Raw genomic sequence first — 20,970 nt, forward strand, 5'->3', positions numbered from 1 at the left:
GGGAGCATCGCTGCGGCCATGCGGCGGCTTAGCCGGAAGCTCGCACGGGCTCCGGTGCGTAAACTGGCGTGCACCAGTGGCGATACTTTGGCACCTTCCCGCGGACCACATCGAAGTACAGATCATGGAGCCGCCGCGTGATCGGCCCGATCTCCCCATTGCCCACCGGCCGCCGATCCACCGAGACCACCGGGACAAGCTGCACACCGGTGCCGCAGAGGAACATCTCATCGGCGTAGTAAAGTTCCGTGCGGTCGATATGTCGCTCCACCGTGGGAATCCCCAGCTCGTTGTGGGCGAGCTCGATGATGGTGCGCCGGGTGATTCCCTCTAGGATCTCATCAGTCACCGGGGGCGTGATCAGGGTTCCATTCCGAACGATGAACAGGTTCTCTGCGCTCCCCTCGGCCACGTGGCCATCCTCGGTGAGCACAATGGCCTCATCAAACCCGTTGAGCATCGCCTCGCTCTTAGCCAGGGCGGAGTTCACATAAGCGCCGGTGACCTTGGAGCGAGCGGGGATGGCATTGTCGTTGATCCGTCGCCATGAGGAGACCATCACGTGGGCCGCCTCGCCCTCAATGTAGTGGCCGAAGGGGGTGGTCCAGATGGTCAATTCCTCCTTCAGGTTATGTAGGCGGACCCCGATGACCTCGTCGGCTTTGTAGGCGATAGGGCGGATGTAGACATCCTCGCGGTATCCTTCTTTTTGAAGCAGCTCGACCGTGATGCGGGTGAGGTCATCGGGGTTGTAGGGCAAGCTCATCAGGAGCATTCGGGCGGAGGCAAGGAGGCGTTCGTAGTGCTCGCGGGGCCGGAAGATGAAGAGCTGCTGCTCCTCATCGTTCCAGTAGGCCCGTATCCCTTCAAAGACCCCCGTCCCATAATTAAAGGCATGGGTCCGCACACTGATCACGGCTTCCTCGATGGGCACGATGCGACCCTTGAAGAATGCATAGCGGCCGCTCATGGCCTTCCCCCTCCAAGAAAAGTATGGAAATGGGCGGGCCCTTCTCGGAAAGAGCACTGGAAGGCTTCTCCGCCCGCTGGGGCCCCAGGACGAGAGGGCGCTCCACCTGTCTCGATTATACCTTGCGGGGGCACCCCGCGCGGCCTGAGCAGCGTCGCTTCACCGCCCTCCGACCCGCACCGGGATGGGATCCACCTCCGGCATGGGCATCCGGCCCCAGGCGGCCCATGTCTCCCGGGCTTCGGCCACCACGAACAGGGAGCCAGTGACCAGGACCGGGCCGCCTTCCGCCAGTGCGTCCTCCAAGGCATGGGCCACTTCGCTGCGGATCCGCCCGGGAAGTCCCAGCGTCCTCGCCGCTTCCGCCAGGCGCTGGGGGGCCGCCGCCCGGGGATGGCGGGAGCGGGTGAGCCAGATCCCTGCGACCAGCGGTTGTAGGGGAGCCAGAATGGCCAGCGGATCTTTATCGGCGGAAATCCCGAAGACCAGTTGCCAGCGACGTCCTGGGAACACCTCGGCCACTGTCTCGGCCAGCCGCGTCGCGGAGGCATCGTTGTGGGCCCCATCCAGAACCAGCGGGGGCTCTTCCTGGAGGACCTCAAAGCGCCCTGGCCATTGCACCCGTTCCAGCCCCTCCCGGATCGCCTCATCGGGGATCGTCCATCCCTGCTCCCGCAGCTGGCCCACGGCGGCCACCGCGAGGGCCGCGTTCTCCCATTGATGGCGTCCCAGCAGCGGCAGGCGGATGGACCAGTGGGACCCATCAGGGGAATGGATTTCCCCCCGTTGTCCGGTCGGGGCGATCTCCTCCGGACCGTAACGCCAGCCCTCCAGGGTCCAGAGCGGAGCCCCGCGCTCCGCTGCTACCTGCCGCAGCACTGCCATCGCCTCTTCCGCCTGAGGGGCGGTCACGGCGGGGACCCCAGGCTTCAGGATGCCGGCCTTCTCGAATGCGATATGGGCCAGCGTCGGCCCCAGGATCTCGGTATGATCCATGCTGAGGGCGGTGATCAGACAGACAGCCGGGGAGACCACGTTTGTGGAATCCAGGCGTCCTCCCAGGCCGACCTCCACCACCGCGATCTCCACGCCGGCCTCAGCGAAGGCCAGGAACCCCATCGCCGTCAGGATGTCGAAGACCGTGAGGTCGGGATCGGCCTCGATGGCTGGACGGAGCTGCTCGAAGAGCTCCACCACAGTGGAAGTCGGGATCAGCTCCCCTCCCATGCGGATCCGCTCCCGCATGGTATGCAGATGGGGGGAAGTGTAAAGGCCCGTGCGGTATCCGGCTGCTCGGAGGATCGCCTCGGCCATCGCGGCGGTGGAGCCCTTCCCCTTGGTGCCGGCGATATGAATCACGGCATAGCGGCGGTGAGGATTCTCCAGTTTCTCCAGCAGACGTCGGATCGGCTCCAGCCGGAAGGCCTCCGGCGCACGAGGGCGGCGCGTCTCGAAGTTGGCCCGTCCGAACAGTTCCTGCAGGGTTGCGAGATAAGCGTCCTCTTCATGCATCGCTGCTCCCTCCTCTGGATATCCCTTGCTCCATCTTCGAGGGTTGAGGGAGGGGGTGGGTGGCCTTCCTCGGCCATCTCCTGCGAAAGCCTCCTATGGCCGGACCATGCCATGGCGTTTGCAGGGGAGAGCAGAAGCACTCTTCCCGCCATCTCCCGCCATTCTATCCCCATTTTTTGACCGGTTCCTTGTTTCCGCTACAATGAAAAGCAATCGCCCACGCCCCATGCTCGCCGCCCATGGACTTCTGTCCGGAAGGGGGTTCCGATGCGTGTGGTTTTTCCGTTTACGGCGATCGTCGATCAGGAGCGAATGAAACGCGCGCTGGTGCTCTGCGCCATCTACCCACAGATCGGCGGGGTGCTGATCCGCGGGGAACGGGGCACCGCCAAGTCCACGGCTGCCCGCGCCCTGGCGGCCCTTCTTCCCGAAATCGATGTGGTGGCCGATTGTCCTTTCGCCTGTGATCCCCATCAGCCAGCCACCTGGTGCACCCTCTGTCAGGAGCGGGCCGCCCGGGGCGAGAGCCTACCGGTGGCCCGGCGCAAGACCCGTTTCGTGGACTTGCCGGTGAGCGCCACGGAGGACCGCGTGGTGGGCACCCTGGACATCGAGCGGGCGATCCAGAAGGGGGAGCGCCGGTTTGAGCCAGGGGTCCTGGCGATGGCCAACCGGGGTCTCCTCTATGTAGATGAGGTCAATCTGCTCGACGATCATATTGTGGATGTGCTGCTGGACGCGGCGGCGATGGGGGTGAATGTGGTGGAGCGGGAGGGGATCTCCTTCCAGCACCCGGCTCGTTTCATCCTGGTGGGGACCATGAACCCTGAAGAAGGGGATCTGCGGCCGCAGTTGCTGGACCGTTTTGCCCTCTGCGTGAATGTGGAAGGGGTGCGGGATCCCGCCCAGCGGGCGGAGATCCTGCGGCGCAACCTGGCCTTCGAACAGGACCCGGAGGGGTTCCGCGCGGAGTGGGAGCCGTATGAGCGCCAGCTTTCGGAAGAGATCGCGGCGGCACGGGAGCGGCTCCCTCAGGTCATCCATACCCCGCGGGATCTCCTGCTGATCGCTGGGCTGGTGGCCAGCCTGGGGGTAGACGGCCATCGAGCGGATCTGGTGATCTTGAAGACGGCACGGGCCCATGCGGCCTTCAAGGGCCGGGATCAGATTACGGAGGAGGACATCCTGCTGGCGGCCGAGCTGGCGCTTCCACACCGGCTCAAGCGCCGGCCCTTCGACGAGGACGGCCATCTCACCCTGGAGCAGCTGGCCGAACGCATGGAGCAGGTTCGGCGCCAGATGGAAGGCAATGCCCCTTCCCAGCCGACCTCGGGTTCGGAGGGGGGGATCCCAAAAAAAGCCCAGCGCACCGACGGGGAGCTCCGTGATCAGAGCCATCCCGTCGGAGAGGAATCGGCACCGCTGCAGCGCCAGACCGTCACCCGGCAGGAAGGCGTGTGGTGGGAGGGAGGGAAGCAGGTCCCGATTGGGGAGACCTTCCGGGTGAAGCGCCTGGACACGCCGAAGGATCGGCGGGAGCGGCGGATCGGTGGTCGCCGGAGCGCCACCCGTTCCGCCCGCAAGCGGGGCCGTTACATCTGGGCGCGTCCCTCCCCGGGCCAGGCCGAGGATCTGGCCTTCGACGCCACCTTCCGGGCTGCCGCCCCCCATCAGATCGAACGGGACCGCTCTCAGACCACCCTGGCTATCCGGCCGGAGGATTATCATCGCAAGGTTCGGGTCCGCAAGGCCGCGAATTTGATCCTCTTCGTGGTGGACGCCTCGTGGAGCATGGCGGTGGCGGAACGGATGGAGGCCACCAAGGGGGCGATCCTCTCCCTGCTGACGGACGCCTATCAGCGGCGGGATCGGGTGGGGCTGATCGTCTTTCAGAAAGATCGGGCCCGGCTGGTGCTTCCCCCGACCTCCAGTGTGGACCTGGCCAAGAAGGCCCTGGAGGACATTCCGGTGGGGGGCAAGACGCCGCTGTCGGCAGGCCTATTGCTGGCGTATGAGGTGCTTTGTCGGGAGATGCTCCTGCGCCCCGAGGTGCGCCCATTGATGATCCTGCTCACGGACGGAGCAGGCAACGTTTCCATGAGCGAGCTGCCGCCCCAGGAGGAAGCCCACCGGATCGCCGACCGCTTTCGGGAGCGGGGGATCCCGTGCGTGGTGATCAACATGGAGCATGCGGCCTTCGATCAGGGCCTGGCCCAGGCGCTGGCCGATCATCTGGGCGCCCCCTGCTATACGCTCCAGGAGCTGAAAGCGGAATCCCTTTACTCCACGGTCCGGTCGGCGTTGCGGTAAAGGCGGGCCGGAGAGCGCGGCGGAAGCCGGCCACAACTTTCCAGATCCTCGGTGCGGGATGCGCGTCGTGTCCATCTCCCCACCCATCCGTCCATGGATCCGCACCCATTGGCGCGGGGATCTTGTGGCCCTGGCGCTGCTGGGGTTAGGCTGGGGGCTCCGGATCCACGGTTTGGCCTACCATAGCATTTGGCTGGATGAAGGAGCAGCGCTCTGGATTGCCCAGCTGCCCCTGGGAGTGCTGCTCGAACGCACCATGGCCTTTCGAGAGGAGGTGAGCCCTCCCCTTTATTTCCTCCTGCTCAAAGGATGGATAGCTTTGGCTGGGGACGGGGATTTCGCGTTGCGTTTTTTCTCGGCCGGATGGATGCTGATCGGCCTGGCGTTCCTCTTTCCGCTTGGCCGGATCGCCTTCGGTCGAGCGGTCGGTCGACTGGCCCTGGCCATGGGGGTGTTCCAGCCCTACCTGGTCTGGTTCTCCCAGGAAGTCCGCGTCTATGGCCTTCTCTTCGCCCTGAGCAGCCTGAGCACGCTGGAGCTGCTGCGGGCGCTTCAACGGAACCGCTGGTCCAGCTGGCTCCGCTATGGCATGGCCATCGTGGCCACGTGTTATACCCATCTCACCGCACTCTGGATGATCACGGCGCATCTGGCGCTAGCCGCATGGGAAGGGGGACGTTTGTGGCGGCCGCCGCGTTGGCTGCTTGCTCTAACGGCCCTTTTGCTTGCGGGATGGCCCCTGGCCCTGCGGGCGTGGAGCAGCCAGCAGGGCACTGTGTTCTGGTGGAATCCTCCCCAGCCCCTGGGAGCTGCTGCCCAGCTCCTGATCATCACCTGGACCGTTTATCAGATCCCGCCCGGTTTTCCAGAGGTTGTCCCTTGGGTTTACATGGGAGCCGTGCTGCTCATCGGCCTCCTTCGGCTTCGGGGTTTCTCCCCCGTGCGGTGGGGGATCAGCCTGGGGCTCGGATGGGGGCTCTGGTATCTGGCGAGCCAGCGGTTTCCCCTCACCTCTCCGCGCTACTGGATGAGCCTCACCCCCATGTTCCTGATCGGACTGGCGGCCCTCATCGCCTGGGGAAAGCCTTCTGCTCGGAGCTGGGCGTGGATGATCGCGGCATGGATAGGCTGGGTGGGGATCAGCGTCCCCGGCTTGTGGGAGCTCTGGTCGCCCCGGAGCGCCAAGGAGGATTGGCGCGGAGCGGCCGCATGGATTTCCGCATATGCTGGACCCCGGGATGGGGCGCTCTTCTTTGCGGAATATATTCGCTTCCCGTTCTTTCATTATTATCGGAAGCCCTTGGAGCATCGGGCGTTTGCGCATCCCCTTCCGGATCGCTCCGCCGCCGAGCGGACCTTAAACGAGCTGGGCTTGGAGCAGTATGAAACCCTCTGGTATGTGCGGGCCCACGCCGACTGGGCCGATCCCCAGGACTGGGTGGATCAGGTGCTGCGGTCCCGGTATCCGGTTCGGATGGAAGTTTTCCCGGAGAAGATCCGCATCCGGGCCTACGCGATCCGCTGGCAGCGGGAGGATCTTCCTCCAGGGGCTCGACCCACCATCCTGTCGTTCCCGGGCGGATGGATCCTGCGGGGGTTCCAGCATGCAGGCTCGGGAGGGGTGCGCCCGCGAGCCTGGGGCGTTTTCCCGCCAACCCGTCAGCTCCATCTCACTCTATACTGGCAGCGAAAGGCCGCTCATCGCTCCGAGGTCCATCTCCGCGCCGCGCTGATGGATTCCGAGGGACGCATCCGCGGGGAGGCACTTCCCCCTCGGGATGGTCTCCTTCTCCGGCATCCGCCCGCTGAGTGGCCGGTGGGTCCCCTCATCGTGGATGATCGGGACCTGTTCCTTCCGGAGGATCTACCCCCCGGCCGCTATGGGCTGGCGGTCTGGGTAGAACCGCCTGGAGAGGCCTCCATGACTGCCTATATCCTGGACGAGATCGAGGTCCTCCCGTGATGCGAGGCACAGCGGCGGGACATCGCCGGGCGATCCCAGTTGCCGCTCTCGCTCTCCTGGGGGCGGGCTTCTTTCTGCGCGTGTGGCGGATTGCGCTTCCCTCCCTGCGGGGAGATGAGGCCTTCTCGTGGATGATCGCCCGCCAGGATCCCGGGTCGATCCTCCGGTTCATCTGGGAGGCCCGGGAGCCCCATTCTCCACTGCCCTTTCTCTGGATGAAGGTATGGATAGGATGGGCCGGCGACGGGGAGTTTGCGCTGCGTTTCCATTCGCTGTTTCTGACCTTCCTGATCCTCCCGCTGGTGGGCTGGTGGCTTCGATCTCTCGGCTGCGATCGGGCGATGGCCATGGCAGGGATGGCGCTGGCCAGCATTCACCCCTATCTGGTCTGGCAGAGCCAGGACGCCCGACAGTATGGGACATTGGCGTTCTTTGGCGTGGCGGAGCCGGCGGCGCTCCTGCAGGCGCTGCGCACGGGCCGGAAGCGGGACTGGGTGATCTTCATCCTGATGGGAACGTTGGGCGCCTATTATCATTACAATCTGATTATCTTGTTCGCGCTGCAAGGGTTGTGGATCGTCGCTTTCCGGCCTCGTCTTCTCTGGCCATGGGGAGTGGCCCAGGGGGCGATCTTGGTGCTCTTTCTCCCCGGGGCGATTCTGGCCGGGCATGCGCTGGCTTCGTATTCAGGAACGGCGCAGCGTGCCCCCGCGCTCCTGGACGGGCTATATTCGATCGTCCGGGCGTTTACGGTAGGGACGACCGGGGATGGCCTGGCGGCGGCAGTGGCGATCGCCGGCTGGACGCTGGCTGCCGGAATCGGGGCGTGGCGGTCCATCCGGACTTCGCGGGAGGAGGGCCTCTGGTTGATTGGGCACCTGGCTGCGCCGATTGCAGCGACCTTCTTGGTGGCCCGGAGCCGATCGGTTTTCGCTCCCCACTATATGATCACCGCTCTTCCCTTCTGGATCCTTCTGGCGGCGATCGGCATGGGGGAGCTCCGGGGCGGGAAGCCATGGCGCTGGGGGGTCCTGAGCCTGTGTAGCCTGGGGATCGGGATCGGTTTTGTCCAGAGCCTAGTGCATTATTATGCGGATCCTCGATATGCCAAGAGCCCTCCAATCCGGGAGCTGACCGCTGAGCTGCATCGGAAGGCCCAGCCAGGGGATTACGCGCTGATCACATTTCCCGATCCGTCGTTCACATATTATCATCGAGACGCCATTCCCTGGGGGATGCTACCTGCTATACAGCCTTTTCAGCGGGCGGAAACCCTCGCCGCCCTGGAGCGCCTCGCTTCGCAGTATCAGCGGATCTGGCTGATCCCGATTCACCTGCCCATGTGGCCGGGATCCGAGGAAGTCGAGCGCTGGCTGCGCCTGCACGCGGAGCTTCAGGAGGAACTGGCCTTCGGCCCGCTGCGGCTGCTCGCGTTCCGGCCGGAGGCGCGCGCCCTGGCGGAGATGCGCCCAGCAACGGCGCGTTGGGCGGATGGGATCGAGCTGGTGGCCTTCCGGCTCGAGCCTGAGAGCGCTGTGCCCCGGGGCGGAAGTCTGCGTGTCTCGACCGCATGGCGGCGGTGGGGGGAGGTTCGGGAGGAGCACAGCGTGTTTGTGCATCTCCTGGATGAGACCGGCCGCCTGATCGCTCAGGACGATCATCCGGTGGGCCGAGGATCTTATCCCTCCATGGCGTGGTCCAGGGGGGAGATCCTGTTCGAGCATTTCGATTTAAAGATTCCCGAACATGTGGCTCCGGGTCGCTACCGCCTGGTCATCGGGCGATACAACTGGGAGACCCTGATTCGCATCCCGGTGGAGACTTCGGATCACCTCGAGCTCGGGATCGTTGAGGTCGGCCCATGATCACACGACGGGACGTGGGATGGTCGCTAGGGCTGGGGCTGCTGGCCTTCGCGGTGTATTTCCTGACCTATTCCGGCTATCCCATCAGCGATGACGAGCGGGCGATGTTCGCTTCTGCCTCGAGCTTTCAGAAGATCGGGCGCTTCACCATCCACCCCCTTTACTATCTGGATGTCAAGCCCGGCAGCGCGAACGTAGGCATGTACACAGTGTCTGGGGAGATGGTCCCCAATTATGAGCCCCTTCAGATCGTAGCACTGGTTCCTCTGCTCGGGCTGAGCGATCTTCTGGGAACCGGGCGTTTCCAGACGGCCATGCTGCTGGGCCCGCTGGTCGCCGCGGCCACGGTCAGCGCGCTCTATCTGATTTTGAGAGGTCTGAACTTCTCCCCTCGGACGGCTACGGCCACCGCGTTTCTGTTCGCCTTTGGGACGATGGCCTGGCCCTACAGCCAGCGGCTGTTCCGGGAGCCTCTGGCCGGGTTCTGGTTGTTGCTGGCCTTCGGGGCGCCCTTTCTTATCCCCAGGCCGCCTGAAGCTCTCTTCTTCCTGGCTGGGCTGGCTTTCGGAGGGGCGGTGGCGACCAAGCAATCCGCTCTGATCGCCCTCCCAGGCCTTCTCATTGCTCTCTATCCATCGATGCGTTTTCCTTCCCGACGGATGGCGCTTCAGGCGGGGATGGCCGCGCTGGCGGGCTTCATGATGGTGATCATCCCGGCTCATCTGTATTACCGCACCACTCTGGTCGGCGTTCCGGCGTTTGCCCGCAATGTGGTGGAGTATTCGCGCTCACCGGAGCTGGTGCTCTCTGAGCCGGAGCAGATGGTCCGTCGAGCCCTGGCCCTGACGGTTAGCCCTGGCAAGGGGGTGCTCATCTATTCGCCAGCCTTGCTGCTGGCCCTGGCGGGGCTCGGGAGGCTCTTTCGAACCTATCCCTTTCTTGCCGGAGGCCTGACGGTTTTCGCGGCGCTTCATCTAATCGGTTACAGCCGTCAGATCATCTGGTGGGGTGGCCTGAGCTGGGGACCGCGATATATGATTCCTTTGATTCCTGGGATGATGCTTGCCGCTGCCCCGGCTGTGGCTCATCTCCTCCAGCTGCCCCGCCGCTGGGGTCTCCCCTTGCTGATCGGTCTCGGGCTGCTGGCCCTGCTTCCCCAGCTGGCTGGCATCCTGGTGGATCCCCGCGTCTTTGAAGGCGAGCTGGATCGCTCCTTATATCATGTGCTGAGGGATTATCCGCAGGCAATGGAGCGCGTGGCCTGGGATCTGGCTTACAACCCGATCCTGGGCCACTGGCGGATGCTGGATGGGACAGATCCGGCGCCCGCATGGATCCGCAAGGGGCCAGGTTGGCACATCCTCTGGCTTCCGATAGCGATCAGTCTGGGGGCCGGTCTGTGCGCCCTGGGGATCCTCCACCAGCTTCGACAGGCTTCCGAGACGCTGCCCGGGCGAAACCTCCTTCTGATCGGGGGGATCAGCGTGGGGGCGTTCCTGGCGGCGGCATGGTCCCTCCACACGATCGCGGACGATCCACGCTACGATTTCCACGAGAACGCCCGCTTCCTGCGGCCAATGATTGAGGACCTCAACCGGGAGGCGCAAGCGGGGGACGTGCTGTTGATGACCTATCCGTATTTCGGCGATTACTTCCTGAACTGGCTGCGGGCACCTGTGGACTGGTATGGGATCTTCTCCGCTGCTTTCCCCCTCCCGGAACCCCAGCGCACGTTACTGGACCGCGTCCTCGCCCGGCATCCCCGGGTCTGGCTGATGCGGCCGTGGAATCGCTGGCATGAGCAGGAGCCCGGGATCGAGCGCTATCTGCTGGAGCACGCCTACAGGGTTCGTGAAAACGACTATGAAGACTGGATGAGGTTGATCCTCTACCTAAGCCCTCGAGGGAGGTGGCATATCGTTGGGGGAGGCATCCGCTGGGCCAACGGGCTGGAGTTGAGCGCAGCGGCCATTCAGGGGGAGACGGCCCCGATCTCCGGGGGAGACAAGCCTCTCCTCCGCCTGCAACGGGGGGCTCCTCTGCGTCTGACCCTGATCTGGCAAGCGGTGCGTCCCTCCCCTTCCTCTCGTAAAGTGTTTGTGCACATCGGCCATCCGGATCAGCCGCCCTTGTTGCAACAGGATCGTCTTCCTCGAGATGGGTGGGAACGGATCGAGGAGTGGATGCCGGGCTGGCCTGTTCTGGACCGCTATGGGTTTTTGCTCGATCTACCGCCTGGCCGCTATATCCTGCGCATCGGATTCTACGATGAGAGGACAGGCAGTCGAGAGCTCTCCGATCATGGCGAAGTGGTGGATCTTCTGGACCTCGAGGTTCGCTGAGGTCGCGCGACGCCATGGGCCGCCGACCCTCCTGTTCACTACGTTATCGGTCGCGCTGACCTGGCCGGTGGCGCTGACAATGTCCTCTTATCTTGAGAACAATGGGGACGCCGTGTTGAACGCGTGGACGCTGGGATGGGTGGCGGCTCATCTGCGGCATCCTGCCCAGCTCCCCCACGCGCCCAATTTTTATCCTTACCCTTACACGCTGTATTTTTCCGAACATCTTATCGGGGCTGCGCTGCTGATCGCGCCGGTGATCGGAATCACGGGCAACCCGGTGCTGGCCTACAATATACTCTTCCTCTCCGCCTTTGTTCTCTCCGCCGGATCCATGTATGCCCTCGTTTTCTGGATGACAGGGGATCGATCGGCGGCAACGCTGAGCGGAATGCTGTTCGCCTCCATGACGCTTCGGTTCGGGCCTTCGCCCCAGCTCCAGGTTTTGCTGAATTTCGGGCTCCCACTGGCTCTTCTGTTCTTCCTACGGGCCCTGCGGACCGGTCGCTGTCGAGAGGTGGTGGGGTTGGGGGGGGTCTTCACGCTCCAGTTTCTGATCTCGCTCTATCTCGGCCTGTTCACAGCGGTGGGTTTAATCAGCGTGGGGGCCGAACAGCTTATGCGCAACCCCCGGGTCCGCCGGGTCGTCCTCTGGGGGAGGATCGCCCTCGCCATGGCCGCCGCGGCCGGGCTTCTGCTTCCGGTCACATGGCCTTACCTAGAGGCGCGCCGCTGGGTGGGAGTGCGGGGGCTAGATCAGCAGGCCCTCTTCGGGGCGCTCAGCTACCTGCTGGTGCCCCACGGGCATCTTTATGCCGCGCTCCCACCTTTCCGTGAGGTCCACCGGTATGCTTATGTGGAGACCCTTTTCCCAGGGGTCGTGCCACTGGGGCTGGCCGCCTATGGCCTTTGGCGGAGCCGCTCCCCCTGGCGCCGGCCCTTCGCCCTGTTGCTGGCCCTGGGATGGGTGTTCTCCCTCGGCCCGGCGCTTCGTCTGCGGCTGGAGGATCCGCCGCTGATCCCGGCGATGCCTTATGTTCTCCTCTGGCGCTTCTTCCCGGGCTTTCAGGCCATCCGCGTCCCCGCCCGGATATTTGTGCTGGCCCAGCTGGGCCTGGCCGGGCTGGCCGGTCTTGGCTGGCACACGTGGCGCCCCCGGCGGATCCCTCGAGCTGGGGGGTTTCTCGCCGTGCTGGCCTTGGCGACTCTAGAAGCCTATCGGGGTCCTTTCCCCCGGTATCCAGCGCCGCAGCCGTTGCCGGATCTGGACCAGCGCCTCGCCAGCCATCGCCCGACAAGCCCCTTCATTGAGCTCCCCACCCTCCGAACCCTGGACGTGCTGTCCGATGCCGAGACGATGCGCCGGTTGACCCATGCCCAGTTTGCCACCCTGTATCGAGGGCAACCGACACCCATTGGCTACAGCGGGTTCTTTCCTCCCCTGTTCTGGGAGGTGGCGGATCGCCTCCTGGTCTTCCCTTCCCGCGAGAGTCTGGCTTTTTTGGAAGATCTGGGCGTGCGGGCTGTTCTGGTTCGAACCGATGGCTGGGCTCCGGGGGAGCGGGAGGCCCTGGAGGCCCGCTGGGCGTTGTTCCGGGATTTCTTCGAGAAGGAGGCGGAAACGCCCGCTGGGACGCTCTACCGGATACGGGAGCGCCCCCGGTCCACGGTTGGGGGAATCGACGTCGCCGGCGTACGCGTGGGGGATCGGGTCTGGATCTTCCTGAATCTCCCACGGGGCGCGTGGCCATGGCGGATCTCCATCACACCCGGTCGCTATCGACTGGAGATCACTCCGCTGAACCGCGCGAGCGTCCCGCCCTCTTATGTCCTGGAGGGAGCTCTCCCGCGCGTTCTGCCGTTCTACTTGGAGAAGTTGCCCATCGGGGTTCTCCCCCTGCCGGCAGACATCCAGGCGTTCAGAGTGGAGGGCTGGGTGGAGGGAGGGGACAGCGGGCGGCTGGCGCTTCCTCCGGCCCGGCTTATCCCCCTCCGGCGCGTGGTCTTTCTGGAGGAACCTTCATCCGCCCTTCCGGCCACCTATCGCATGCCCCTGATCGAATTCCAGAACGGCATCATCCTGGGGGCGATCGTCCTGAGTGGAGAGGCCTTCTGTCCGGGCGAGGCGCTTGAGTTCACCATGCTCTGGAACGTGGGGGATGTGCAGGCCTTTCGGGCTCAGGAGCATGTGCCCGTAGTGTTTCTCCACCTTCACGATCGAGGAGGCCGGATGGTGGGAGGTCGGGATCTGCCCCTTGATTTCGGAACCAAATCCTTCCGCGAATGGGGGCCGGGAGAGGTGATCGCTCAAGGGTATCGGGTGACTCTTCCGCCCGATCTGCCTCCTGGCCTGGCCTCCATGGTGGTTGGGCTCTACCCGCTGGGTCAGCCGGAGCCAGGGAGCCGCTGGCCAATCCGATCGGCCCGCGCGCCGCTCTGGGAGTATGCCGCGGCGGTAGGGGCAACCGTCGAGATCCTTCCGAGTCCCTGTCGGATCCTGGAGGGGCGCTGAGATGGTGCGGGAGCGGGGCTTCTGGCTGATGATGCTGGGTCTCCTGATGCTGGTGGAGCCGATGATCCGTCCTGGCCTGCCCCCCACGGAGGATGGGGTGATCCACGCCTATCGGGTTTTGGAGATGGAGCGCCTCTGGCGGGCCGGAGTTTTTTACTCCCGCTGGGCGCCGGATCTGGCCTTCGGCCTGGGCACGCCGCTCTTTCACTTCCTTGGGCCGCTCTTCCCATGGCTGGGAGCCCTGGGGAGGTGGATAGGGCTTCCACTGGAGCTCAGCATCAAGATCCCCCTGGCCGGTCTGTTGCTGCTGGGGAGTGCGGGGGTCTACGGGCTGGCGCGTCTTTGGGGCCTTTCGGAGCCGGCCAGCCTCATATCAGGTCTCGCCTTCGCCAGCGCCCCCTTTCGGGTGCGGGAGCTCTACGGGCAGGGCGACTACCCTCAGTATCTGGCGACCAGTCTACTGCCATGGGCTCTGTTCGCCCTTCACCGTGTGCTGCGGGAGGGAAGGGGGAGCTGGCGCTTTGCTGCCGCATGGACGATCGCATGGCTTCCTTTAAGCCATAACATCAGCGCCCTCTTGAGCGCCCCGATCCTTCTCGGATACAGCTTGCTGGTCATTGGGATGGAGGGGATGTCCTGGCGTCGTATCCTCCGCATCCTGCATGTTCTGGCGATTAGCGCCGGCCTGGCCGCTTTCTTCGTGTTGCCGGCTTTGGCTGATCGTTCCCTCGTGCATTTGGATCGATTGCTCCAAGGGGAGTATGACTTCCGGAAACATTTCGTAGATCTGGGGACGCTGCTCTCCATGCCGCCCCTTTGGGATGATCGGCTGGGGAATCGACGGATGATCCTGACCCTGGGACTCCACCAGGTGCTCCTCTCGTTGCCGGCCTTGTGCGGGCTGGCCCGGTCGGATCAACGACGGGCGCTGACCCTCGGTTGCGCGGGAGGACTGGCGGGGATGATCGCGATGATGCTTCCCGTCTCCCGGCCGGTATGGGAAGCGATCCCCCTGCTGGCCTATGCGGAGTTCCCATGGCGATGGCTCGGGATCGCCGCGCTTCCCCTGGCGCTGTTGGTTGGCCTCGCTGTGGACGCCATGCCCCCTCGCTGGCGGGACGGGGCTGCTCTCCTCTTCTCTATGCTTCTAATCGCTGGAATCCTGGGGCTGCTCTACAACGGAGGCACACCGGTTCGTCTGATTCGGCCGACCCTGGCCGATCTCCACGCTTACGAGCGCCGGCATCGCTATCCCGGCCTGACCAGTGTAGGAGAGCTCTTCCCGCGATGGGTGCATGGCGAGATCGAAAGCTCCTCCCTGGAGGCCGCTGATCTGGAAAGCCAGGAGCCGATCCGACTGGATCTGAGCAGTTTGCCACCGGGCGCAGACGTCCGTGTCCTCCATTTGGGCGCGCTGGATCAGCGCTATCAGGTGGTGCTCCCGGTGGGGGTTGATCTCCGGTTTGAGGTCCTGGCTTTCCCTGGATGGACGGTGCGGATGGACGGGCGGCCGGCCGTTACGTGGGCGGAGGCCGGAACCGGGAGATTGCGGGCCGAGATCCCCCCGGGGTCCCATGAGATCCGCCTCCGGTTTGAGCCGCTGCTCCACTGGCGGCTCCTGGAGCTGTTCTCCGCCGGGCTGGCGGCATTGGGCGTCTGGCGGTGGGTGTTCCCATCGTGTGGGAGGATCCTTCGGCGAATGCCTTCAATCCTCCGCCGGGCCGTGGCTTTTCCCGGATCTGTGGGGGCAGGCTGGCGTTCATGGTCGGTGGGCCAGCGTGCGATGGCCGCTCTCTTCATCGTTGGCCTCATGAGCCAGGCCCCCTATCGACTCTGGAACGCCACCCGCGCGCCGCTGGATCGGCCCCACGGGCCGGCTGCCTATGTGCAGGCGGATTACGGAGGCCAGATCCGCCTGGTGGGATATCGTCTGGAGCCTCCCCACGTGCCGCCGGGGGGGGAAGCACGGCTGATCCTGTGGTGGCGTCCCCTCCGGCCTATGGAAGCTCAATACAGCGTGTATGTCCACGCGTATCCGGCCAGCGGAGAGCCCCGTCTGGCTTTCCAGAGCGATCACATGCATCCAGCGGATGTGCCCACGAACGCCTGGGATGTGGAACGAGTCTATATGGATGACCATCTGCTGCGCGTGCCTCCGGAGATCCCGCCCGGGCTCTACCGGATCCGGGTGGGCCTGTATGAGCGGCTCCACCCAGAGAGCCGATTGCGGATCGATGGCTCGAGGGAAGATGGGTTCGACCTCCCGACGCTCCTGGTGGTCACCCGCCCGATCCCCACACTGGCGCAGCCCATTTCCTTTGGGGGAAAGATCCGCCTGGTCGGCATAGAGCTGCCCTCCCATTTAGCGCCGGGGACGCCATGGACCCTGTGGCTGGCCTTTGAAGCCATATCCCCTATGGAAGCGGACTACACCCTTTTCGTGCATGTGGTCGATGAGAGAGGAGTGCGGAAGGGTCAGCGAGATCTCTGGCAACCCACCTCGCGCTGGCCGGGGGGAGTCCGCATCCCCATCGCTGTGGAGCTGGAGGGACCCCCTCATCCTGGCCGTTACTTTCTGCGGATCGGGTGGTATAAATGGCCGGAGATGAGCCATCTGGCTCCGGAGTTCATGGCGGAGACCTTCTATCTTTACCCGGTGCCGATTGAGGTGAGGTGAGAACGAATGCGAGGGCTCTGGCGAGAACGAGGCCTCTGGCTGATGGGGATGGGGATGATACCGGTTTGCGGACCGCTGCTGTGGGCCGGCTTCCCCCCCTCCCATGATGGCGTGTTGCACGTGTATCGCGTCCTGGAGATGGATCGTATGTGGCGCGCGGGGGTGTTCTATCCCCGCTGGGCCCCCGATCTGGTGTCCGGGTTGGGTTATCCGCTGTTTCATTTTCTGGGCCCGCTGTTCCCCTGGCTGGGCGCGCTGGGGATGCGGCTGGGGCTCGACCTGGAGAGCAGCGTGAAGCTCGTCTTGGCCCTTCTGGTGGGGTGGGGGGGCGCCGGGGTTTACCGGCTGGCCCGCCGATGGGGGATTCACGAGGTGGGGGCCATGATCGCTGGGCTGGCTTACGTGTACGCCCCGTTTCGGGTTCGCGAGCTTTACTGGCAGGGGGACTTCCCGCAGTATCTGGCCCTGAGTTGGCTCCCCTGGGCCATGGATGCCCTCCATGGATATTTGCAGGAAGGGGGATGGGCCCAGCGCTGGAAAGCCGGGGTCGCCTATAGCCTGCTCCTGCTCAGCCACAACATCACGGCCATGCTGGGCACTATCGCCCTTCTCGGCTACGGCGTTCTGGTCTGGGTGACAGAACGCCCTCCACGCCGGCGGTTATGGGGAGCCCTGTGGGCCTTCGGGCTGGGGGTGGGGCTGGCGGCATTCTTCGTGGTTCCGGCCCTGCGCGATCGCCCGTTGGTTCACCTGGATCGCCTGCTGCAGGGCCACTTTGATTTCCGAAAGCACTTCCTCGGGTTGGATCGCTTGCTCTCCTTCGTGCCCATGCAGGATCAGAGCATGGGCAATCCCGAGGAGGTGCTGACCCTGGGTGCCCATCAGGTTCTGCTGGCCGCCACGGCCCTTCTCGGCTGGAGGAAATGGACCCGCCCGCACCGGATCCTGGCAGCCGGGGCCGGGCTGAGCGGGCTGGGGATGATCGGGCTCATGACGGCGCCCTCCCGCCCCTTGTGGGAGCATTTGCCGTTGCTCGCCTATTCAGAGTTCCCGTGGCGCTGGCTGGGCATCGCGGGGCTCCCCATCGCCTTGCTGATCGGATTGGGGATGGAGGGGTTGCGGCGATCCGGATGGCGGGCCATGGGAGCGGCCATCGCCGGGCTGGCTCTGATGCTGGGCGTTGCGCCGCTGCTGTATCCCTTCGGGCGGTTTACCGTTCTCCGCCAGGCGACCTTGGCGGATTTGCAGGCCTTCGATCGAGCAGCGGGCCTGATTGGCCTCACCAGTGTGGGCGAGCTCCTGCCTCGCACGGTGCTCGCTCGGGAGATCCCCCCCTCTCCCCTGGAAGAGGCCTACCGCCGGGGCGAGGAGCCGGTTCGCCTGGATTCCGCCTCGCTTCCCCCTGGCGCGACGGCCCGTCCGCTCTCCCTGGGCCCGCTGGATCAGCGTTTCCGGGTCGATCTTCCGGTGGATGCCACATTGCGGTTCTGGGTCTTTGCATTCCCGGGCTGGCAGGTCCAGGTGGATGGGCGTCCGGTTCCCGTGGGGGCAATCGGGGAGCTGGGTCTGCTTCATGCTGCCGTCCCTGCTGGAAGCCATGAGATCCGGTTGTGTTTTTGCGGCCGATGGGACTGGCAGTTGCTGGAGCTGTTCTCGCTGGGACTTGGGCTGGCCGGCCTCGGCCAGTGGTGGGCTCGCTGCGTTCGTTCCCGACCGCAAGCGGTAGCCTCGATCTCTCCCCGCGCTCTCTCCCAGAGGGAAGGGATGGCCCTGGCCGCCTTCTGGGCCCTGATCCTGGGCGTGAAGTTTCTCTATGTGGATCCTCACACCCGCTGGTTTCGTCCGCGGTCTGATCCAGATCATCCCCCGGGCATGCGCGAGCGGGCGGATGTCGACTTCGGCGGCCGCATTCGTCTGCTGGGCTATGCGGCCTCCCCCCCCGTATGGGTGATAGAACCGGGAGAGCGCCTGGTCCTAACCCTGTGGTGGCGCGGGCTGCAGGAGATGAACACGCAATACAGCGTTTACGTGCATGGGTTGGAGGCCCTTCCGCCCTACCGGTTGCAGTTCCAGAGCGATCACATGCATCCGGGGGACATGCCTACCACGGCATCCCCGTGGCGAGAGGAGCGGTATATTCGGGATGTCCACGTCATTCGGATCCCAGCGGATCTTCCCCCCGGGCCTTATCGGTTAAAGGTGGGATTATATGAGAAAGATCACCCTGAGCAAACCCTTTCGGTGGATGGCTCTGGGGAAAACGGATATATGCTCCCGCATGTCCTGCTGATCAACCGGCCGATGCCGCCCGCCGCCCGCCTGCCGGAGCCGATCTCCTTTGGAGGGGTTCTCCGCTTGGTCGGCGCAGAGCTACCGACGAAGATTCCCAGGGGCCAGCCGTGGCGGCTCTGGTTTTACTGGGAGGCAGTGCGTCCCATCGATCGCTCCTATACGTTCTTCGTTCATCGAACGGATGAAAGCGGAGCGGTTCGAGGGCAGCGGGATGCTCCGCCCTATTCCGGCGCATTCGAAACCTTCCGCTGGCCTCCGGGAATCATTATCGCCATCCCGGTTGATCTGGAAGGGATCGATCATGCAGGTTGGTATCATCTCCGAATCGGCTGGTATGAATGGCCCTCGCTGGCGCATCTGAACCTTCCTTCTGGGGAGACTGCCTATATCCTTCCCCATCCGATCGAGGTGAGCCCGTGAAGCGGCGCGCCTTCCTCCAGGACGGAACCATCGCCCTGGCCTATGCCCTCTGGTCCATCCTGCTGACTGCTCCGCTCATCTTTCGAATGGCGGATGCCCTTCCTCAGGACCTGGGGGATCCCCTGCTGAATACGTGGATCCTGGCCTGGGAAACCCGGGCGCTGGTGGAGCGCCCCGGCGCTTTCTTCGACGCGCCGATCTTTTATCCGCATCGCGGGACGCTGGCGTATTCCGAGCCCCTGCTGGGGATCCTGCCCTTTGCCTTCCCCTTCATACTGGGAACGGGGATCCCGGCCCTGGGCTACAATATGGCCTTCCTATTCTCTTTCTGGATCGCCGCCTTGGGGATGGCGCGGCTGGTGCGGGCGTGGGGCGGAAGCCGTCGGGCGGCGTTTGTCGCCGGGTGGCTGTTCGCCGCAGCCCCCTATCGCTTCGCCCACCTGATGCATCTGCAGCTGCTCTACGCCGGATGGATCCCGATAGCCATGGCCGCGCTGATCCGATACCTGCGGCGGCCCACGTGGCGGCGGGTGTTCGACCTGTTGCTTTCTCTCCTTCTGATGATGCTCTCCAGCTGGCATCTCGCGGTGTTCGGTGGCCTCGCCCTCGCCTTCCTGGGCCTCTGGGGTCTCCGGGAGCAGCCTCTCCTCCCGCCGGCCCTGAAAAAGATGGCCCTCGTGATCCTCCTGGGGGGTCTTCTCATCGGGAGTATCGCCGTGCCTTACTTCCGGGTGGCCCCCGAGCTGGCCCGTCATCGGGATCTGCAGCTGGCCCAGGAGTTCGCCGCATGGCCCATCGACGGGCTGGCCGCCGCTCCGCTCCTGCGGATCCTGGGGCCGCTCACGGCCCCTTTCCGCATCCCCGGACACACCACCCATGAGGTGCAGCTGTATCCGGGCCTGGCTCCCCTCCTGATGGCCGCCATCGCCCTTCGAGCGTCATCGCGCGGGTGGGCGCGTGCCCTCCAGCGGATGGCGTGGGTCTGCCTGGGGTTAGGCGCTGCGATGGCTCTGGGCCCTCGCTGGACCCTGGGCCCGATCATCCTCCCGGGCCTTTACACCGGCATGGCCACCCTCTTCCCCGGCGTCACACTGATCCGAGCCATCGCACGTTGGTTCCTGCTGGCGCTGATCGGCCTGCACGGGCTGGCCGGGATTGGCCTCGCAGAGGCGTTTCGATCTCTCCGGAGGAGGGCCATGCCCCTTGCCCTCGGGATCCTCGGCCTGGGCATCCTGGAGGCCTGGGCGGTCCCCCTCCCGCTGGCGCCCCTTCCCCGGCCGTCGGCGCTGCCGCCAGTCTACCGCTGGCTGGCCCAGCAGCCTGGGACATTCGCTGTCGTGGAACTGCCCGTCTTGCTCCCTCTGGATGCCGATGAAACGATGCGTATGTATGCCGCGTTGGTCCACGGCAAGCCCCTGATCATTGCCTACAGCGGATATATCCCGCCGGATATCCGGGAGCTGCGGGAGCGGTTGCGGACCTTCCCGAGTCGGGAAGCCCGGGAAGCGCTTGCTGCCCTGCGCGCCATCGGCGTGCGCTATGTGCTGGTGGACGAGAGCAAGCCGGAGCTTCATGGATTTTCCACCACAGGGATTTGCGAGGTGTCTCGAGATCCGCACTTCATGCCGGTGATCCGTATGGAGCCCTACTGGGTGTTCGAGCTGATCGAGCCATCCCGGAAGTGGGGGGATCCCCCCGAATTGCGTTCGATCCGTATTCCCTTCGGGAGGGTGGCCGTCTTGCGGGGCTATGGGGTCCGCTGGCTTTCGGAAACGGAAGCGGAGGTCTGGCTCGAGTGGGAAGCGGGCACGCAACCGGCCGGCAGCTATTCGATCACCGTGCAGGCTTTTGACAGCGAGAAAGAAAAAATCGCTCAGCATGATGGACCGCCTCTCCATGGTGGGTATCCTTTTCTCTGCTGGGAGCCCGGGGAGCGGATCATGGATGTTCGAAGGCTATCGGCCGGAGGATTAAGGCAGGCGCGGTGGCTGGGCATCGGGATCTACGAGTGGCCTTCCCTGAAGCACCTGCCGGCTCCGTGCGAGGCAGATCGAATCGGCGATCTCATCCTTTTGCCCCTCTCGGGAGGGCCCTGATCCCCTCTCAG

General features: G+C 64.8%; 10 protein-coding genes. 8 read left to right on the top strand and 2 right to left on the bottom strand.

Annotated elements, in window-relative coordinates; genetic code table 11:
* Positions 1-28: 28 nt before the first annotated feature.
* Positions 29-970, bottom strand: coding sequence for a branched-chain amino acid transaminase (locus ACFMO3_RS07120; RefSeq protein ID WP_376789725.1), 942 nt, complete (start codon positions 968-970; stop codon positions 29-31).
* A 159-nt stretch (positions 971-1,129) separates the two neighbouring features.
* Positions 1,130-2,482, bottom strand: a complete 1,353-nt coding sequence (locus ACFMO3_RS07125; protein ID WP_376789726.1) for a bifunctional folylpolyglutamate synthase/dihydrofolate synthase — start codon at positions 2,480-2,482, stop codon at positions 1,130-1,132.
* 267 nt (positions 2,483-2,749) lie between these two features.
* On the opposite strand from ACFMO3_RS07125, the gene ACFMO3_RS07130 reads away from it, so the two are divergent.
* The 8 genes from ACFMO3_RS07130 to ACFMO3_RS07165 all read left to right on the top strand — a co-directional run bounded on the left by ACFMO3_RS07130 (position 2,750) and on the right by ACFMO3_RS07165 (position 20,959).
* The gene (locus ACFMO3_RS07130; RefSeq protein ID WP_376789727.1) at positions 2,750-4,792 is read left to right on the top strand and encodes a putative cobaltochelatase; all 2,043 of its coding nucleotides are present in this window, start codon (positions 2,750-2,752) and stop codon (positions 4,790-4,792) included.
* Between the two features lie 67 nt (positions 4,793-4,859).
* On the top strand, positions 4,860-6,755 hold the full coding sequence (locus ACFMO3_RS07135; RefSeq protein ID WP_376789728.1) for a glycosyltransferase family 39 protein: 1,896 nt from the start codon (positions 4,860-4,862) through the stop codon (positions 6,753-6,755).
* Positions 6,755-8,620 (top strand): hypothetical protein, encoded by a 1,866-nt coding sequence (locus ACFMO3_RS07140; RefSeq protein WP_376789729.1) that lies wholly within the window; start codon positions 6,755-6,757, stop codon positions 8,618-8,620. The genes ACFMO3_RS07135 and ACFMO3_RS07140 overlap by 1 nt, the downstream gene beginning before the upstream one ends.
* Positions 8,617-10,962, top strand: a complete 2,346-nt coding sequence (locus ACFMO3_RS07145; protein ID WP_376789730.1) for a hypothetical protein — start codon at positions 8,617-8,619, stop codon at positions 10,960-10,962. Before ACFMO3_RS07140 ends, ACFMO3_RS07145 begins: the two co-directional genes overlap by 4 nt.
* Complete coding sequence (locus ACFMO3_RS07150) at positions 10,922-13,474, top strand: hypothetical protein (RefSeq protein ID WP_376789731.1); 2,553 nt, start codon at positions 10,922-10,924, stop codon at positions 13,472-13,474. The genes ACFMO3_RS07145 and ACFMO3_RS07150 overlap by 41 nt, the downstream gene beginning before the upstream one ends.
* Before the next feature lies 1 nt (position 13,475).
* A complete protein-coding gene (locus ACFMO3_RS07155) occupies positions 13,476-16,151 on the top strand; it encodes a 6-pyruvoyl-tetrahydropterin synthase-related protein (protein ID WP_376789732.1) in 2,676 nt (891 codons plus the stop codon).
* A gap of 6 nt (positions 16,152-16,157) precedes the next feature.
* Complete coding sequence (locus ACFMO3_RS07160; RefSeq protein WP_376789733.1) at positions 16,158-18,863, top strand: 6-pyruvoyl-tetrahydropterin synthase-related protein; 2,706 nt, start codon at positions 16,158-16,160, stop codon at positions 18,861-18,863.
* Positions 18,860-20,959, top strand: coding sequence for a hypothetical protein (locus ACFMO3_RS07165; protein WP_376789734.1), 2,100 nt, complete (start codon positions 18,860-18,862; stop codon positions 20,957-20,959). Before ACFMO3_RS07160 ends, ACFMO3_RS07165 begins: the two co-directional genes overlap by 4 nt.
* The last annotated feature ends 11 nt before the right edge of the window (positions 20,960-20,970 follow it).

Source organism: Thermoflexus sp., assembly GCF_042408815.1.
In the GTDB taxonomy this organism is placed as follows: Bacteria; Chloroflexota; Anaerolineae; order Thermoflexales; family Thermoflexaceae; genus Thermoflexus.